The organism is Methylobacterium sp. CB376 (assembly GCF_029714205.1).
In the GTDB taxonomy this organism is placed as follows: domain Bacteria; phylum Pseudomonadota; class Alphaproteobacteria; order Rhizobiales; family Beijerinckiaceae; genus Methylobacterium.
Window position 1 is genome coordinate 1,402,558 of sequence record NZ_CP121648.1, and the last position, 17,921, is coordinate 1,420,478.

The window sequence follows — 17,921 nt, forward strand, 5'->3', positions numbered from 1 at the left end:
GGACCTGCCAATCTCCTCGTCCACAGCCAGGGAGCCTACCGGCACAAGCAGGCCCGCCCGGATCTGGATTCCTGACCCGTCTCTCCATCACATCGTGATTGTAGGGGGAGGGGCGGCAGGTCTCGAGTTGGCCACTAAGCTGGGCGACACCTTAGGAAGAGGCAAGCAGGCGCAGATTACCCTCGTCGAGCGCAACCGGACCCATATCTGGAAGCCTCACCTGCATGAGGTGGCAGCTGGCACAATGGACGTCGGTCGTGACGCGGTCGACTATTTGGCGCAAGCTTCTGATCATCATTTTCGCTACCGTATCGGCGAGATGACTGGCCTCAATCGGGCGGACCGTGAGATTTATCTGGCGGCCAGCTACGATGCAGAGGGCCAGGAAGTCACGCCGGCGCGCGCTGTTCCGTACGATACTCTCGTGATTGCCGTCGGCAGCACCGGCAATGATTTCGGCACGCCCGGCGTCAATGAGTTCGCGATCTCGCTCGATACGCAGGAGCAGGCCGTCCGCTTCCACCAGAGGCTCGTGAACCGCTTCATCCGGGCTCATGCACAGCCCGAGCCAGTGCGGCCCGGGCAGTTGCACGTCACCATCATCGGAGCGGGAGCGACGGGCACGGAACTTGCCGCAGAACTGCACCGCACGACCCGCCAAGTTGTGGCCTACGGTCTCGACCGTATCGATCCCGACAGAGATCTCAAGATCACGCTCGTCGAAGCGGCCGAGCGTATTCTGCCCGCTGTACCGGCCCGGGTCGCCAAGGGGGCGGCTCAGCTCTTGGAGGGCCTCGGTATCGACGTGCGCACGAGCGCGCGGGTCGTTCAGGTCCGACCCGACGGGGTCGCCTTGGCGGATGGCGACTTCATCCCCTCCGAACTTGTGGTCTGGGCGGCCGGGGTCAAGGCCCCGGACTTCCTGAAGAATATCGACGGCCTCGAGACGAGTCGAAACAATCAACTCGTGGTGACGCCGACCCTGCAGACCACGAGCGATCAAAACATCTTTGCCATTGGAGACTGCGCCTTCCTGATCAGTCCGAGCGATAACAAGCCGGTTCCCCCTCGTGCTCAAGCCGCGCATCAGCAAGCAAGTCATGTCGTCGCGCAGATACGCCGTCGGCTCACCGGAAGGCCGCTTGATCCGTTCCGCTATCGGGACTTCGGGTCGCTTGTATCGCTCGGCGAGTACAGCACAGTGGGGAACCTGATGGGCTTCGTCAGAGGTCGAGGATTGTTCATTGAAGGCTACTTCGCCCGCCTGATGTATCGATCGTTGTACAAGATGCACCAGACGGCCCTGCACGGCTGGTGGCGAGTTATGCTCGACACCGTTGCTCGTAGACTGACGCGCCGCACCGAACCTCGCGTGAAACTGCATTAGCAAGGGGAGTTTCTGATGCCCGGGCCAAGCCCTCCGCCCGATCCGCGTCTCGGCGGTCACCGCTTCGGTGCAGCTGTTGCTGTCCGCCACGGTCACGTCGTCTACGAGCGAGTGCCCGTGCGCGACGTCAGAATTGGAACTGTGTGAGGCACGGGGACAGGCAAACCAGAGGAGACACTCATGAGCGATGTCGTTATCGTTTCAGCCGTGCGCACGCCCGTTGGCGCTTTCAACGGCTCCTTCGCGAGCCTGCCGGCGCACGAACTCGGCGCCATTGCGATCAAGGCGGCGCTGGAGCGCGCCAAGGTGTCGCCCGAGGACGTGGACGAGGTCATCTTCGGGCAGGTGCTCACCGCGGGCGCGGGCCAGAACCCGGCCCGCCAGGCGGCGATGGCCGCCGGCATCCCGCAGGAGGCGACGGCCTGGGGTCTCAACCAGCTCTGCGGATCGGGCCTGCGCACCGTCGCGGTCGGCCTGCAGCAGATCGCCAACGGCGACGCCACCGTCATCGTGGCGGGCGGCCAGGAATCGATGTCGATGGCCCCGCACGCCCAGCACCTGCGCGGCGGCCAGAAGATGGGCGACCTCGCCCTCGTCGACACGATGCTGAAGGACGGCCTGCTGGACGCCTTCAACGGCTACCACATGGGCAACACCGCCGAGAACGTCGCCCAGCGCTGGCAGCTCACCCGCGAGGAGCAGGACGCCTTCGCGACCCGCTCGCAGAACAAGGCCGAGGCCGCCAGGAAGGCGGGCCGCTTCAAGGACGAGATCGTCCCGGTGACCATCAAGACCCGCAAGGGCGAGGTGGTCGTCGATGCCGACGAGTACATCCGCGAGGGCGCGACCGTCGAGGCGATGGCCAAGCTGCGCCCGGCCTTCTCCAAGGAGGGCACGGTCACGGCCGGCAACGCCTCGGGCATCAACGACGGCGCCGCCGCCATCGTGCTGATGTCGGCCGCCGAGGCCGCGAAGCGGGGCCTGAAGCCGCTGGCCCGCATCGCCTCCTGGGCGACGGCCGGCGTCGATCCCGCCGTCATGGGCACCGGGCCGATCCCGGCCTCCCGCAAGGCCCTGGAGAAGGCCGGCTGGAAGCCGCAGGACGTCGACCTGATCGAGGCGAACGAGGCCTTCGCGGCCCAGGCGCTGGCGGTGAACAAGGAACTCGGCTTCGACGATTCCAAGGTCAACGTGAACGGCGGCGCCATCGCGATCGGCCACCCGATCGGCGCCTCGGGCGCCCGCGTGCTGGTGACCCTGCTGCACGAGATGCAGAAGCGCGACGCCAAGAAGGGGCTCGCCACCCTCTGCATCGGCGGCGGCATGGGCGTCGCCATGTGCGTGGAACGCTGATCATCGGACGACCAGCGGATGATCGGCGGCTCGCCCTGTCTAAGCCGCCGATCGGCACTGACCGACGAAGCTCATTGGGAACAAAGGAGGAAACGCTATGGCGCGGGTCGCATTGGTGACGGGCGGGAGCCGTGGGATCGGGGCAGCGATCTCAAAGGCGCTGAAAGAGAATGGCTTCACGGTGGCGGCCAGCTACGCCGGAAATGACGAAGCCGCTCAGCGCTTCAAGTCCGAAACCGGCATCCCGGTGTTCAAGTGGGACGTGGGCGACTACGATGCTTGCTCAGCCGGCGTGAAGCAGGTCGAAAGCGAGGCTGGCCCAGTGGACGTCCTGGTGAACAACGCCGGCATCACGCGGGACGGCTTCTTCCACAAGATGAGCCGCGAGCAGTGGTCGGCGGTCATGCGCACCAACCTGGACTCCTTGTTCAACATGACCCGGCCGGTGATCGAGGGCATGCGCACGCGCGGCTGGGGGCGGGTGATCGTGATCTCGTCCATTAACGGGCAGAAGGGCCAAGCGGGGCAGGTAAACTATTCGGCTGCAAAGGCAGGGGACATCGGCTTCGTGAAGGCGCTGGCGCAGGAGAACGCGAGCAAGGGAATCACGGTGAATGCCATCTGCCCGGGCTACATTGGAACGGAAATGGTGCAGGCGATCGATCCGGAGATCCTGAAGAGCAAGATCATCCCGCAGATCCCCGTAGGACGGCTGGGCCAGCCGGAGGAGATCGCGCGGGCGGTGGTGTTTCTGGCTGGCGAGGACGGCGGCTTCATCACCGGATCCACGCTGGCCATCAATGGTGGCCAGTACATGACGTAACAAAAGACTCCGGGGCGGTTCGCGGCATTTGCTAGGGCTTGCGAAACTGGGGTTTCAATTTCCTATGGCGTTTGAGATAGGCTGCGTCACATTGAACGGAAATCCAGCCGGCGACGTCCTCCCTCGCCGGCTGGTACTCGTCGCCCTACAGCCTCCCGAGGAGGCTTTATGAGATCACGTCTTGCCAAAGGCTTGTACACGAGAGTTCTCGCGTGGGCCGCAATCTGTATTCTCTCAGCGACAATTGTATTTGGCGTTAAGGACGGAGTCGAGCGCTCCGCTATTCGGCAATTGCAGGCAGAGGGAGAGCGAAGGCTGGATATTTACGTTCAGAGTCTCAACGGCGAGCTGGGGCGCTACGATTATCTCCCGACAGTAATTGCGCTGAACGCCAATGTGACCGCAATGTTGCAAAATCCAGACGACCAAGAACTTCGCAAAAAAGTGAACGAGTACCTTCAGGATGTGAATGAAAGTGCTCGCTCATCGGCCGTCTATATATTAGATCATCAGGGAGTCACTCTCGCATCGAGCAATTGGAATGACGATATCAGTTTCGTTGGTGTAAAATTGGATTATAGGCCGTATTTCCTGGAAGCTCTGAAGTCCGCCCACGGCCGTTTCTATGGAATAGGGACCACCAGCGGCATTCCTGGCTATTTTAGGTCCAGCCCGATTATCCACGACGGCCGTCTACTTGGTGTGATGGCGCTCAAGATCAGCATAGAACAGCTTGAGGGCGCGTGGGAGGAGGGTCGTACGAAGAGTCGCGAGATTGTAGCGGTTGCCGACAAGAACGGCATCATCTTTCTCTCGTCACGAAACTCTTGGAAGTATAAGACCACTAAATCTCTCGATCCTCCGGCCCTGGAGCAAATTCGCGCTTCCCGGCAGTACGACGGTGCAGGTTTGAAGCCGCTTGAATTGGTTGTAGTTCGGTCTACCGGATCCGCTCCTATTATAAGATTTAATGAGGATATGCCGGATCGGTACTCCGGATCGTCCAGCAGGAAGTTTCTGGAACAGATACGGTCGGTTGATTCTGCGGGTTGGCGCATCTTGTTGTTCTCCGACCTTGAGCCTCAAAGGCGGTTTGCCCTTAGCGTTGCCATCGCATGTGGTCTTGCAATCGGAGCGGCGATCTTTCTAACACTTTATCTTCATCAACGCTGGCGCGCGCTCAATGCGGCTGCCACTGCGAAGGAAGCGCTGCAGGTCGCGCACGACAGACTCGAGCAGGATGTGGCGGATCGTACTGCCGATCTCGTCCAAACCAATCAGCAGCTCCACCGAGAGATCGTGGAGCGCAATAGAACCGAAGTTGTACTCCGCGAAGCGCAGGCTGGACTTGTGCATGCTGAGAAGCTGGCCGCTCTCGGGCAGATGTCCGCCGGCATTGCGCATGAGTTGAACCAGCCGCTCACGGCTGTACGGACCCTGTCCGACAACGCGAAGGTACTCCTTGAGCGAAACCGACTTCAGGCGGCGACAGCCAATCTTTCGAAGATATCCGAGCTGTCTGAGCATATGGGGCAAATTGTTGCGCACTGGAAAAGAGTCGCGCGGAAATCGGAGCCGATTACAGGCATTGTTTCTGCCAGACAGTCGATTTCGAATGCTTTATTGATTGTCGATCGCTCAATGAAATTGAAAGAAATCAATATTGTGACGAAAATTCCGTCTGAAGATGTCATCTTAAAGTGCGACCCTAACCGCCTAGAACAGGTAATCATCAATCTTTTCAGCAACGCCGTCGACGCCGTTGCGAACGTCCATCATCCCGAGATCGTTGTAAGCGTAAGCCGTCATCAAGATCGAGGTGCTATTTGCGTCCACGACAACGGACCGGGAATATCCGACTCCGTGATGCCTCACCTGTTCGAGCCCTTTTTTACCACAAAAGAAGCTGGATCCGGCCTTGGGCTCGGACTCGCTATTTCAGCCGATATCGTGGCTGCAATGGGTGGAACCATTCATGCCCATGATCGGCCAGAGGGCGGAGCCGAGTTCATTCTTGATCTGCCCCTTGCACCTCCGGAGGCGCATCATGGCTGACGCCATCAAGGTGATTGTTATCGAGGACGACCCCGCGGTCCGCGCTGGGATCGAACAGGCGCTCGATCTGGCTGGCTTCGATGTGCGATCCTTCGGATCGGCAGAATGGGTTCGAAGCCATCTTCCCGGCGGTTTCGCTGGGGTCGTGGTTACGGATGTCAAGCTTCCCGGAATGGATGGTCTGCAACTCCTGAAACACCTCCGTGACTTGGATCCCAAGCTGCCGGTGATCGTGATCACCGGCCATGGTGACATCTCCATGGCGGTCCAGGCGATGCGGGACGGCGCTTACGATTTTATCACGAAACCGTTCGCTTCGGAGCAACTCGTCGGCGTTGTGCGGCGTGCGGTTGAGAATCGCAACCTGACTCTGCAAGTTGCCCACCTTCAGAAAAAGCTCGTTCGGCAAGCGGTCGAGGCCGTTCTGATCGGCCAGTCCCCAGGGATCGAGAAGGTTCGGCGGATCATCAGTGACGTCGCAGCCACTCAGGCGAGCGTGCTTATCAATGGTGAGACCGGAACCGGAAAAGAACTGGTCGCCCGCTGCCTGCATGAACAGGGTAGCAGCAGCAGCGGCCATTTTGTTGCGCTGAATTGTGGAGGGTTGCCGGAGCAGCTGTTTGAAAGCGAAATGTTTGGGCACGAAGCTGGGGCATTTACCGGGGCTGCGAAGCGTCGGGTAGGTAAAATTGAGCACGCGCACAACGGCACTCTTTTTCTCGACGAGATAGAAAGCATGCCGTGCAATTTGCAAGTAAAACTTCTTCGTGTTTTACAAGAACAGACCCTTGAGCGCCTTGGATCAAACGCACAAGTGCCTGTCAATTGCCGTGTCGTAGCGGCCACAAAAGATGACCTTCTTTCTCTCAGCGAGCAAAATCGGTTCCGTTCGGATTTGTACTACCGACTCAACGTTGTCCCGATTGATCTTCCGCCTCTTCGAGAACGACGTGAAGATATACCGCTTCTATTTGAGCATTTGACGCTACTCTCTGCCCTTCGTTTCGGCCGTGAAGCACCTGTGCCATCGGCCGGATTTGTGCGGCAGCTTCTAGCCCATTCCTGGCCTGGCAATGTTCGCGAGCTTTCCAATGTCGCGAGCCGCTTTGTACTAGGCATGAATGGAGCCGAAAGAGTCGGAAGTCTGGGAAGTCCAAACATAAAGAACTCGTTAACGGACCACGTTGACCAATTTGAGAGAAGTCTTATCCAAGACGAACTCAAAAGGCAAAATGGCTGTGTCGCCACGGCAAGTCAAGCACTTGGTATTCCAAAGAAACCGCTTTATGGTAAGTTGCGCAGGTATCAGCTGAACCTTGATCATAAAGTATGGTGCGGGTCAGACCGCTGACGCCGAGGATCAATTTTGTACCGTTCGCATTTGCGCGCGAGCTGCTCTTGCCAAGAGGAAGGCAAGCTGACGATCTGATATCGCCGCGCTTACAAGCTAATCTATTGCAGGTGAGGGGTTAGGCGCTGAGGGACTTGATGCGGCCGGACTCCGCCGCGAGCGCATTCCAGGCGCTTGAATGTGCGGAGTGATCGACGTGTGAAGACGAATGAGCCTAGCTGCCGAGGAGAGAAGAGTGAGCCATGCTTCCAAGGTACGCAGCGATGTCGGCGCCCAGACGCCAAGGGGGTCAACGATGAAACCAGGTGACGATACGAACCCGGGAGCCCCTGGGTCGGGTGAGCGGTGATGGCGGAGGTAGAAAATGATCATGAACTTCGACGCGCTCGTCCTCTCACGCATCCAGTTCGCGTTCACCATCTCCTTTCACATCATCTTCCCGGCCTTCACCATCGGTCTCGCAAGCTGGCTCGCCCGGCTGGAGTTCGAGTGGCTGCGCACCGGCAACCCTCAGTACAAAAATCTCTACAAGTTCTGGGTGAAGGTCTTCGCGGTCTCCTTCGGTCTCGGCGTCGTCTCCGGCATCGTGATGAGCTACCAGCTTGGCACCAACTGGTCGCGCTATTCCGAGTTCACCGGCAACATCTTAGGTCCCTTGATCGCCTACGAGGTGATCACCGCCTTCTGCCTGGAGGCGGGGTTTCTAGGCATCATGCTGTTCGGCTGGGATCGCGTCGGCGACCGGCTGCACTTCTTCGCAACCTGCATGGTGGCCCTCGGAACTCTGATCTCGGCCTTCTGGATCCTGTCGGCAAACTCCTGGATGCAGACGCCCGACGGCTTTCGCGTCGAGAACGGCCTCGCCCTGCCGGTTGACTGGTGGAAGATTATCTTCAACCCATCGTTCCCGCTGCGCTACGCCCATATGGTCATGGGGTGCTATCTCACCACGGCGTTCGCAGTTGCGGGCATGTCGGCTTGGATGCTGTTGCGCCACCCGCATGATGCGCCCGAGGCCAAGCTCGCGGGCGCGCGCCGCGCGCTCTCGATGGCGCTTTGGTTTGCCACGATCGTGACGCCGATCCAGATCTTCGTCGGCGATATGCACGGCCTGGGTGTTCTCAAGTATCAACCGACCAAGCTGGCAGCGATCGAGGGCAACTGGGAGCGGCGGGCCAACATGCCGCTGCGATTGTTCGCGATCCCCGACCAGAACGCCGAGACTAACCATTACGAGATCAGCATCCCGAAGATCGGCAGCTACATCCTGACCCATGAGTTCGGCGGCGAGGTACCCGGCCTGAAAGACGTGCCGCCGGATCAGCGCCCACCCGTGCTGCCGGTATTTTTTGTCTTCCGGGGCATGCTTGCCATCGGATTTGCCATGCTGGGCCTGAGCCTGTGGCATCTCTACCTGCGCTGGAAAGGGGGGCTCTTCACCGACCGGCTGTTCCTCAACGCAGCAATGATGATGACGCCCTCGGGCTTCGGCGCCGTTCTGCTCGGCTGGTTCACCGCCGAGATCGGCCGGCAGCCCTACCTCGTGTATGGGCAATTGCGCACGGCCGATGCCGTATCGCCGGTTACGACGGGTGCGGTCACCATCTCGCTTATGACTTTCCTCATCGTCTACTCGATCGTGTTCGGCTGCGGGAGCTACTACCTCGCCAAGCTCCTGCGGAAAGGACCTGATCCAGTCGAGGAGATCCCGGGAGCCGAGAGCCTGGCCAAGAAGCCGAAGCGGCCGTTGTCGCTACCCGACGAGAGACTCGACGGAGGACCAAGGCGCAAAGCTCCCCAACCCGCCGAATAAGGAGAGCCCACATGTTCGGCTTCGGAACGGAATATGTCGGCTGGGCCTTTTGGCTGCCCCTGCTCTGGGCGGTGATCCTTGGGGTCGCGATCACCATGTACGTGGTGGTCGACGGCTTCGATCTCGGCATCGGTATCATGTTCACCAGGGCCGAGAACGACAATTGGCGCGACCGGATGATGTTCTCGGTCGCGCCGATCTGGGATGGCAACGAAACTTGGCTGATCCTTGGCGGCGCCGGCCTGTTCTGCGTCTTCTCGGTCGCCTATGCGATCCTGATGCCGGCGCTCTACATTCCGATGCTGATTATGCTGATCGCTTTGGTCTTCCGGGGCATCGCCTTCGAGTTCCGCTTCAAGGCGGATACATCCAAGCGTATCTGGGACTACGCCTTCCACTACGGCTCCCTGCTGGCGACCTTTGCGCAAGGGATCGTGCTCGGCGCATTCGTGCAGGGCTTCGAGGTAGGCGGACGGCAGTTCGCTGGCGGCACCTGGGACTGGCTGACCCCGTTCAGTCTAGCGACCGGAGTCGGCCTCGTCTGCGGTTATGGCCTCTTGGGCGCGACGTGGTGTGTGATGAAGACCACGGGTGCCTTAGAGATCTGGGCCCGGCGTAAATCTGAGCAATTCCTCGTCGCCACAATCGTCATGATGGCGATCGTGAGCGCCTGGGTGCCGTTTCTTGGCCGGCAGATCGAAGCACGCTGGTTCTCTTGGCCCAGCATCCTCGCTCTGGTCCCGGTTCCACTGTTGACGGCGTTCGTTGCATATATGATTTATCGGTCGGTCAACGACGGTCATCATACCGCGCCGTTCTTACTCTCCATTGTGATGTTCCTGCTCGGGTTCCTGGGGTTGGTCATCAGCTTGTTCCCCTACATCGTGCCGCCTTCCATAACGATCTGGCAGGCTGCGAATACGGTGGACTCGCAAATGTTCGCCCTGATCGGCTATGCCTTCGCTTTGCCGATCACCTTCGCATACACGGCTTATGCATACTACGTGTTCCGTGGCAAAGTCGCAAAGGAGATCGCGGGCGGTGGGTACGGATAGCGGGAGACAGCCGCACCGCCGGCCCGCATCGAACCGCAGCCTCACTCGCGCGGAGGGTGGGTCAGTGTCTTAGACGCGGTACGGCAAAATTCAAAAGCATCAGCTTGTTCTTGAAGATTACAACAAGTAGATCGTCAGGAACAAGGCCGCGGTTGCTTCAGAGCACGCAAGGAGTCTCATGGCCGTCGTTCTCGATCTCCTCAACACGGACATCCGCCCGCGCCACCCTGAGAAGGCGCATCGGCCCGACCAGCCCGTCCAGCGTAAGCCCGACTGGATCCGGGTGCGGGCGCCGGGTTCGCCCAAATGGGCCGAGACGAACCGCATCGTGCGCGAGAACAAGCTCGTGACGGTATGCGAGGAGGCGGGCTGTCCCAATATCGGCGAGTGCTGGGAGAAGAAGCACGCCACCTTGATGATCTCGGGGGACACCTGCACCCGTGCGTGCGCCTTCTGCAACGTCAAGACCGGCCTGCCCGGCGCGCTTGATCCGCACGAGGCTGACAGCGTCGCCCAAGCGGTGGAAAAGCTCGGGCTCGCCCACGTCGTCATCACGTCGGTGGACCGGGACGATCTGCCGGACGGCGGCGCGGGGCACTTCGCCCAAGTCATCCGGGCGATCCGTGCCCGCTCGCCTGAGACCACGATCGAGGTGCTGACGCCGGACTTCCTGCGAAAAACAGAAGCCCTGGAGGTCGTGGCCGCGGCCCGGCCCGACGTGTTCAATCACAACCTCGAAACGGTGCCGTCCAAATATCTGACCGTGCGGCCCGGGGCGCGCTACTTCCACTCCATCCGCCTGCTCCAGCGCGTGAAGGAACTCGACCCGACGATCTTCACCAAGTCTGGCATAATGGTCGGCCTCGGCGAAGAGCGCAACGAGGTGCTTCAGCTCATGGATGACCTGCGCTCGGCCGATGTCGATTTCCTGACCATCGGCCAGTACCTGCAGCCGACGAAGAAGCACCATCCGGTGATGCGCTTCGTGCCGCCCGACGAGTTCCGGGCCTACGAGACCACGGCCTACGCCAAGGGCTTCCTGCTTGTTTCGGCGACGCCGCTGACCCGCTCTTCGCACCACGCCGGAGAATATTTTGCGCGACTCAACGCAGCGCGCATCACACGTCTATCGGTGGCCGCAAAACAAAGCCAACTGTCAGAGTAGAGGTAGCGGAGGATCTTATGCGACACATATGCCGGCTCGTCTGTGTTCTGGCTGCTATGCTCCTTTCTACGGGGGTAGCTTTTCCTGCTGATCCCAATTGGCCTGCCACTCTGGTCATTGGGACGGCATCGCCGGGCGGAACGTACTTTACTTATGGCGAGGGTTTGGCAAAGATCCTGACCCGCGAACTTGGCATACCTGTTTCCGCACGGGCGACAGAGGGCCCTGTTCAGAACATTGCTCTTCTGGAGAAGGGCGAGATCCAGTTGGCTTTCGCGACGCTCGGGGTCGCCTTGCAGGCTTGGAACGGAACAGGCGCGGGGAGCCAAGGCAAGCCGTTCCGCGAGATGCGCGCGTTGTTTCCCATGTATGACACTCCGTTCCAGTTGGTCGTGATGCACGGGTCAATCATTCAGTCGGTTGCTGATCTCGCTGGAAAGCGCATTGGTTCCGGCCCGCAAGGGGGCACTACGGCCACCTACATGCCCGAGATGTTGAAGGCGCTTAAGATCGAGGCTCCCTTGATCTATGGAGACTGGGCCGATCTCGCTCAGCAACTTCGCACAGGAGCGCTTGATGCTCTCGCGGTCGCGGCCGGTGTTCCGTTCCCGTCCTTTCTCGATCTTGAAACAAACGGCAAGCTGCGTTTCCTTCACGTCACTACTCAGCAAATCGCTGTCCTCCGCTTGACGCACCCCGAGCTGCAACTGTCGACTGTACCGCCGGGGATCTATGCCTCGCTTCCGACCCCATATCAGACCGTTGGGCTTTTCAATTTTGCCGTGGGTCGGATGGATCTGCCCGACAATCTTGTATATGCGATCTTGGATGCCGTGTTTTCACATCAGGATGAGCTGATCGGCACGCATCCCGCTGCGACCGAAACCGTTCCGGCCAACTTCACACGCAACATGTTCCTTCCGTTTCACAACGGCGCGGATCGCTGGTACCGCAATCATGCCGCTGGCGGGACTGAGCAGGGCGATTAACGATTGTTGTCGGGCAGATACACCGGCACGTATCCGGGGCTGCCGACAGGTCCAGGCACAAGAGCTCGAGATGTTGAACGAACATTCGCCTGGCTTGGCCGTGGCCAGGGTCTCGCCAAGGGTTGGGAGAGAACCACCGCGAGCTGCGCCGCCAGGGCTCTCATTGCCAGCATCACGCCGATGTCACGACGGCTCGCAAGGTACTGCTACCTGACGTGAACTTTCGAGTCCGGCTCTGAGACACGCCTCGACAGGCCGATCCTGCGACCGCGCGTTCCAGTTCCCGTGACACTGCCGCGGGAAACCCCACCAGCCCATCCCTCACGCCCGCTTTCTCGAGGCACCCCTGACGAGCGCCCATTGGATTGGCCGCGGCCGAGCTTAGACTGATTCAACGCCCACATGAAAAGAATTTTTATGATCCTGCGGCCATGATTGCCACGCCATAGCCATAAAAGTGGCAGCAGTCATGATTAAAACTGCAAACAGATGGAACACGACAGGAATCACGGCCTGAATTGTAGACATAAATCGTACTCCCAAGTTTGAAGGCCGAAACGTCGGCGGCGTGTCATGCCCTAAGATCGAGCGCGGCAGTGGAGCGCGAGATGGGCGTGGACAGGTAAAATGGGGTTCACCTTATCACGGGTGAGTTCGCCGGCAGCCAAGCTGCAAACAGCTCTTACCCGGCCAGGGCAATGCCGACGATCGCGATCGCCGCCCCAATCAGCATCAGGAGCGTCGAGACGAGCGGCAGGCGGAGTGTGAGCGCCTCCTTCCGACGAGGTGAGAACGGGTTGTGCAGGTTACTCCGCAGGTGCCTCCTAGAAAGCTGGCGCTTAGTCAGACCCGTGTTGAGTTCGTGTGATGCCAGCGCCTTTTGGAAGCCCGGGCTCCGATGCAGCTGGCCGAGTCTCGCCGGGGAGTAGCCGCTCATCGGTGAGGTCAAGACGGACCGTTTCCCAGCTGAGTGTGCCGCGATCATGCAGCGCTCAGTGTGCGCGTCGTACGAACCGCTCGAGAATCTGAGCGTACCGGCAACTCTCACGAACGGCTTGCCACTCGATCAGCTAACGTCGGCCTACCCAGCTTGTGTGGTGAGCCACTATGCTGCAGCGGAGCCGTACTCATCGAGCCAGAGTTGACGTCCAAGCAAGATCGCCACTCTCTCTAGATTGCGGTAGGTCAGCGCGCAATCCAGATCGCGCAGCACGCGACACTTGATGAGCGCTCTAACGGACGGCTTCATGATATGCCTCTTTTGCAGTAGCTTGACGCCACGATTCCGTAATCAGCCTAACGACACATGTCGCTCAAGAAGCCCTTAAGCTTTCCAATATGAACGCAGTCATCAGATTGTTTGCCGCAACAAATGAACGACTGCACTCAGCGTTCGTCGCCAGCATTATATCAACGGGCGTCTGAGACTTCGCGAGAACGCGGCCGTACGCGAGCTTAGCTCCCAGCTCGTCCTGTACGTACGACACCCAGATGCTATGCTGCGCGCTGATCTTCTCTAGCAATCGAGCAGCCGTCGAGTATGTGCTCGCCCGAGCAGTTGATGGTTCAGCAAAAGCGCTGGCATCAGCACCAGCGTGCTCGCTCGCTGCCGATCCTGATGTGGTGAGCTCATCCGAAATCTCTGGCGCGCTTACTGCAGCCGCGTAAACCGCGACCGGTTCCGGCTCAGGTGTGGCACTCTCAAGCGTACTTGCAGGTTCATCACCATCAAGTCGGGCGTCATCCGGCACGAGGTCCTCATTGGCCCCTTCCAGTGGGGACAACGGCTCGGGCTCATTGGCAGGGACAGACTCAAGCAACGTCTGATCGCCACTCTGGTCGCCATTGCCCTGCGGGAGGACAGCCTGCCCGTCCCCAGCATTGAGGATCGGCGCGTCAGCGGCCATGACCTCGTTCATGGGGCTTCTCCGTTGCACTTCCGGTGAACGCCTCCCGCGTCGCGCTGCCATGTTACCGCTCCCTCTCGTCAGGGCCGGCCCGCGCGTCTGAAATAGCGCGGGCTCCGGCTAATCAAATCAGGTTACGCAGCCTTAGCGACGGAATAGAGTTCCTTGGCCTGGACCTGGAAAGCCTCGAGCTGAGCGCGGACGTACTCCGCCTGGATCTTGCCGGCCTCTTGCAGACCGCGGGCGCGGACGACCTTCTGGGTGGCCTCGAAGGCAGCGTTGGCGTTCTGCTCAGCGAAATCGAGGCTGCGGGTGTAAGCCACGCTGACCGGGAGCTGGGCGTTCTTGAACGAGGACTGGACGGTCTCGTTCGCCCTGCGGGTGTTCTGGAAGAAGGCGGTGACGGCCTGCTGGACCTGCGACACGCTCTTCTCGGCGAAGTCGCGCAGCTGGGCAGGGATCTCGATGGGGTTCTGGCTTGCCATGACGCTTCTCCACGGTGGTACTCACCGCCTTCTTGTACGGTGCAATAAAAATGGTGCAGTGCACAATGACGCGCAACTCGACCTTTCGGATTAGTCCAAAAGAGATAAAGGCAGAGGCGACGATGCGCTCAGGACGACGGGGCGGTGGGTTATGACATGCTGGCCGACCAGTGCATGGACGTAGCCAGCCTGGCTCGGTACATGCTGTAACAATCTGATAAATAAGCAATTTCTGATTTTGAGCGCGTTCCTGAGCGAGTCAAAAAGGGCCGCCCTCGCGGACAGCCCGAAATCTAGGGAGGACACGCCCATGGAGGGTATGCACCGCCGCAACGCCATCGCGGCTGTGCACGAGTTTTGTGCGATGGTGCGGCGCACAATGCAATCAACGATGTGCTCCAGGTATGAGGTGCGTGCTTACGGTTGTTCGGCTGCTGGTCACGAGAGGGATTGCCACCTCAGTCGCACATGTGCCGCACATCTTTGTTCCGGAACTGGCGTCCGCCGTGGGGCATACGCACAGCCGCTGACGGTCGTCCGACGCTGACGCGCTTGACGCCAGAGCCCCCGCAGCGGTCAGTCGCGGGGAACCTCGTCAGGAAATCAAATGTCGGGAAAACCTTCGTAACCGGACACTCCGGATATTGGCCGCGAGGGGCCGCTTCGGGTCAGAAGTTCGCGCTCGGTTGGTTCGGCTATGCGCCACGAGAAGTCAGTTCTGCGTGCTCACCGAGGGCCGAGCGGGGCAGCACGATCCATGCTCACCACGACCTTGCCGTTCGAGGCACCCGTCGCAACCGCGCGGTACGCCGCGTCGATCATGTCAAATTCGAAGACATGGGCGTCGAGACGAGGGGAAATCCGGCCGGCCTCGACGAACTGTGTCACCGCGCGCAAGATCTCACCGTGCTGCGCTCGGCCCTCCCCCGTGAGCAGCGGCAGAAGCGTGAAAACCCCCGAGTAGGTGCCGGCTTTGAAGGAAAGGGGCGCCAGGGCGTGTTTGCCCCAGCCCAGCGCGCTGACCACGTGGCCGAAGCGCCGGACCGCCTCGAAGGATGCGTCGAGCGTCGCGCCACCCACGGTGTCGTAAACCAGATCGAACCCTCTTCCGGCCGTGTGTCGTTCGACGTAGTCGGCAACGGTCTCGCTTCGGTAATCGATGAAGGTCGCGCCCAGCCGCGTGATCACTGACCGATTCACGCCGGATCCGGTCGCGAACACCTCCGCCCCGAACGCCCGCGCGATCTGCACGGCGGCCTGCCCGACCCCGCCGGCACCCCCGTGCACCAAGACAAGCTGACCGGAGCCGACACGGGCCCGATCGACGAGACCTTCCCAGGCCGTGATCGCGACGAGCGGCAGGGACGCGGCCTCGCGCATGCTCAGGTTCGCGGGCTTTGGGGCGAGAAGGTTCGCATCCGCCACCTGGTACTCGGCCAGCGAGCCCTGGTGGCCACCGACGCCGCCCGTCATGCCGTAGACCTCGTCCCCGACCCGCATGCCGGACACACCCGGCCCGACCGCCTCGACCGTCCCCGCCATGTCGAGGCCGAGGATGGCCGGCAGGGGATGACGCGCATGCGCGGCCGTCCCCGCGTGGATCTTGAGGTCCAGCGGGTTCACGCCACTGGCCGCGACACGCACCAGGACTTGGCCCGGGCCGGGCTCGGGCCGGCTGATCGTGGCGATGCGGAACGGCGCCCCGTGGCTCTCGACCACGGCTGCTCTCATGGTGGCGGGTGAGCTCATGGCGATCTCCTGTGATGAGTCGACGATCGAGCATTCACAGGCGAATGGGAACGAACGATACTGCACGCTGCTCAGACGCAATTGTATGGCTGATCGCGACCGTGATCGAGTGGAGCGACTTGCGGATCTTCCTCGCGATCGCCCGGGCCGGCACGCTCGGTGCGGGCGCCCGCGCGGTCGGGAGCACTCAGCCCACCATGGGCCGGCGCCTTCGCGCGCTCGAAGCCGCGATCGGTCATGCCTTGTTCCAGCGCACGGCGGACGGGTTCGTGCTGACCGACGAGGGCGAGGTTCTGCTCGCCCATGCCGAGCGCATGGAGGAGGAGGCGCTCGCCATCGAGCGGCAACTCGCCGGTCGGCCCGGGACGCTCGCGGGTTCGCTTCGCTTGTCATCGTCGGATTGGTTCGGCAGAACCTTGCTGGCACCGGCCCTGGCCACGTTCGGGCACCACCACCCGGACGTGGAGATCGAGTTGCTGACGGATGCGCGGCTCTACAGCCTCCCGCGGCGGGAAGCTGACCTCGTGTTCCGAATCACCCGGTTCGACGAGCCCGAGGTGATCTCGCGCCGCCTGCTGACGGTCCGCTACGGGGTCTACGGAGCACGCGGCACGACACTGCCGGTTGCGGGGGACGGCTCCGGCACGCGGACCATCACGATGGACGCGGCGTTCGCTGAGATGCCCGACGCGGTGTGGCTCCGGCGAATGCTGCCGAATGCGCGAGTCGCGTTCCGCAGCAACAACCGCGAGGTCCAGGCGCAGCTGTGCCGAGAAGGAGCGGGCGTCGCTGTCCTGCCGCGCCCGCTCGGTGACGCCACTCCCGGTCTCGTCGCGCTCGACTTGGGCGAGGCGCCGCCGTGCCGCGACACGTTCGTGGGCTACCACCGCGATCTGAGGCGGCTCGGGCGGCTGCGAGCGCTGCTCGATCACCTGCTCGACCGGCTGGCGGGCTGACCGCTCGTACGGCCAGGACATCGACGAGGCACCCGCGCATCCTCTCCGCAACGCGCCACGATCTTCCGGGTAGAGGCGATGCGGTCACGCGGCGCCGTGGGACGCACGTGATGTCGACACTCATCGGCGAGAGTGCATCGGGGATGGGCGCACCAAGAGGCGGGCGTGCGCACCGCGGCCGCGAGACCTCCGCGCACCCTGGAACCGCGCGCCCTGAGAGGGCCGCCTCCGGTGCAGGCACGGCGCTCGGTGCGGTTCACCGCCCTCTCGTCGCGCCTGATGCCGCTCCAGTCGGGAAGACCTCCCAGGCGAGACCGGAAGCGCGTGACGGCCCTTCAATCGGATGTGGTCGACGTCGCGATCTCCTCCAGCGCGCTCGACATCGCGCCAACGACCGCGTCCACGGAAGCGCCAAGCCCGTGGCGGCGGGCCAAGTACGCAGGTTCATTGTACGTGAGGAACGTCGTCCCGGTCTCATCCTGCCAGACCAGAGCCTTGAGCGGAAGGTCTATCCCGATCGTCTGCATGGACTGCATCAGCGGCGTGCCTCCCTTGGCCGCGCCGAAGATCAACAGATCGGTGGGACGAAGAGCCATGCCAGCGCCGGTCGCGGCGGCCGCGTGGTCGATATGGGCGAAGACGATCATCCCCCTGGCCTTCACCGCTGCCTCAAGTCGGGCCATCGTCTCGGCCGGTCCGAAGGCACTCCTCAGCGTGACAAGTCCATCCTCGGCCATTGCGCGCGCTCCAGTCAGGAAGGATATGAAGGTCACCGCGACGGCAGTGCTCCGCATTGACATAGCCATCATCCCCCCTCCCGGACAGCCGTCCCA

Annotated in this window: 15 protein-coding genes and 1 pseudogene; 11 read left to right on the top strand and 5 right to left on the bottom strand. The window is 61.5% G+C overall.

Annotated elements, in window-relative coordinates; genetic code table 11:
* The first annotated feature begins 61 nt into the window (after window positions 1-61).
* The 10 genes and pseudogenes from QA634_RS06335 to QA634_RS06380 form a co-directional block, all read left to right on the top strand.
* Window positions 62-1,387 carry an NAD(P)/FAD-dependent oxidoreductase gene (locus tag QA634_RS06335; RefSeq protein WP_043702108.1) on the top strand — a complete coding sequence of 442 codons (1,326 nt, stop codon included), beginning with the start codon at window positions 62-64 and terminating at the stop codon, window positions 1,385-1,387.
* A gap of 180 nt (window positions 1,388-1,567) precedes the next feature.
* Window positions 1,568-2,740, top strand: a complete 1,173-nt coding sequence (locus QA634_RS06340; RefSeq protein WP_012331187.1) for an acetyl-CoA C-acetyltransferase — start codon at window positions 1,568-1,570, stop codon at window positions 2,738-2,740.
* Window positions 2,741-2,837: 97 nt separating this feature from the next.
* On the top strand, window positions 2,838-3,563 hold the full coding sequence (gene phbB, locus QA634_RS06345) for an acetoacetyl-CoA reductase (RefSeq protein WP_012331188.1): 726 nt from the start codon (window positions 2,838-2,840) through the stop codon (window positions 3,561-3,563).
* A gap of 168 nt (window positions 3,564-3,731) precedes the next feature.
* The gene (locus QA634_RS06350) at window positions 3,732-5,618 is read left to right on the top strand and encodes a sensor histidine kinase (protein ID WP_012331189.1); all 1,887 of its coding nucleotides are present in this window, start codon (window positions 3,732-3,734) and stop codon (window positions 5,616-5,618) included.
* Window positions 5,611-6,969, top strand: coding sequence for a sigma-54-dependent transcriptional regulator (locus QA634_RS06355; RefSeq protein WP_012331190.1), 1,359 nt, complete (start codon window positions 5,611-5,613; stop codon window positions 6,967-6,969). The genes QA634_RS06350 and QA634_RS06355 overlap by 8 nt, the downstream gene beginning before the upstream one ends.
* Window positions 6,970-7,339: 370 nt before the next feature.
* Complete coding sequence (locus QA634_RS06360) at window positions 7,340-8,782, top strand: cytochrome ubiquinol oxidase subunit I (protein ID WP_026190867.1); 1,443 nt, start codon at window positions 7,340-7,342, stop codon at window positions 8,780-8,782.
* Window positions 8,783-8,793: 11 nt separating this feature from the next.
* Window positions 8,794-9,837, top strand: coding sequence for a cytochrome d ubiquinol oxidase subunit II (cydB, locus tag QA634_RS06365; protein ID WP_012331192.1), 1,044 nt, complete (start codon window positions 8,794-8,796; stop codon window positions 9,835-9,837).
* 178 nt (window positions 9,838-10,015) lie between these two features.
* Entirely contained in the window at window positions 10,016-11,002 is a 987-nt protein-coding gene (gene lipA, locus QA634_RS06370) for a lipoyl synthase (protein WP_012331193.1), read from the top strand.
* A 17-nt stretch (window positions 11,003-11,019) separates the two neighbouring features.
* Entirely contained in the window at window positions 11,020-11,991 is a 972-nt protein-coding gene (locus QA634_RS06375) for a TAXI family TRAP transporter solute-binding subunit (RefSeq protein WP_012331194.1), read from the top strand.
* A 72-nt stretch (window positions 11,992-12,063) separates the two neighbouring features.
* Window positions 12,064-12,210: pseudogene (locus QA634_RS06380) on the top strand (IS5/IS1182 family transposase); the annotation flags it as partial.
* Between the two features lie 463 nt (window positions 12,211-12,673).
* Here the strand turns inward: QA634_RS06380 and QA634_RS06385 are convergent.
* The 4 genes from QA634_RS06385 to QA634_RS06400 form a co-directional block, all read right to left on the bottom strand.
* The gene (locus tag QA634_RS06385) at window positions 12,674-12,928 is read right to left on the bottom strand and encodes a hypothetical protein (protein WP_043700882.1); all 255 of its coding nucleotides are present in this window, start codon (window positions 12,926-12,928) and stop codon (window positions 12,674-12,676) included.
* 376 nt (window positions 12,929-13,304) lie between these two features.
* Window positions 13,305-13,910, bottom strand: coding sequence for a hypothetical protein (locus tag QA634_RS06390; RefSeq protein ID WP_265576543.1), 606 nt, complete (start codon window positions 13,908-13,910; stop codon window positions 13,305-13,307).
* A 122-nt stretch (window positions 13,911-14,032) separates the two neighbouring features.
* Complete coding sequence (locus QA634_RS06395; RefSeq protein WP_012331197.1) at window positions 14,033-14,383, bottom strand: phasin family protein; 351 nt, start codon at window positions 14,381-14,383, stop codon at window positions 14,033-14,035.
* 726 nt (window positions 14,384-15,109) lie between these two features.
* Window positions 15,110-16,132 carry a zinc-dependent alcohol dehydrogenase family protein gene (locus QA634_RS06400; RefSeq protein ID WP_012331198.1) on the bottom strand — a complete coding sequence of 341 codons (1,023 nt, stop codon included), beginning with the start codon at window positions 16,130-16,132 and terminating at the stop codon, window positions 15,110-15,112.
* Window positions 16,133-16,233: 101 nt separating this feature from the next.
* On the opposite strand from QA634_RS06400, the gene QA634_RS06405 reads away from it, so the two are divergent.
* Complete coding sequence (locus QA634_RS06405) at window positions 16,234-17,088, top strand: LysR family transcriptional regulator (protein WP_012331199.1); 855 nt, start codon at window positions 16,234-16,236, stop codon at window positions 17,086-17,088.
* 335 nt (window positions 17,089-17,423) lie between these two features.
* Here the strand turns inward: QA634_RS06405 and QA634_RS06410 are convergent, their stop codons facing one another.
* The gene (locus QA634_RS06410; protein ID WP_012331200.1) at window positions 17,424-17,897 is read right to left on the bottom strand and encodes a DUF302 domain-containing protein; all 474 of its coding nucleotides are present in this window, start codon (window positions 17,895-17,897) and stop codon (window positions 17,424-17,426) included.
* Window positions 17,898-17,921: the final 24 nt, after the last annotated feature.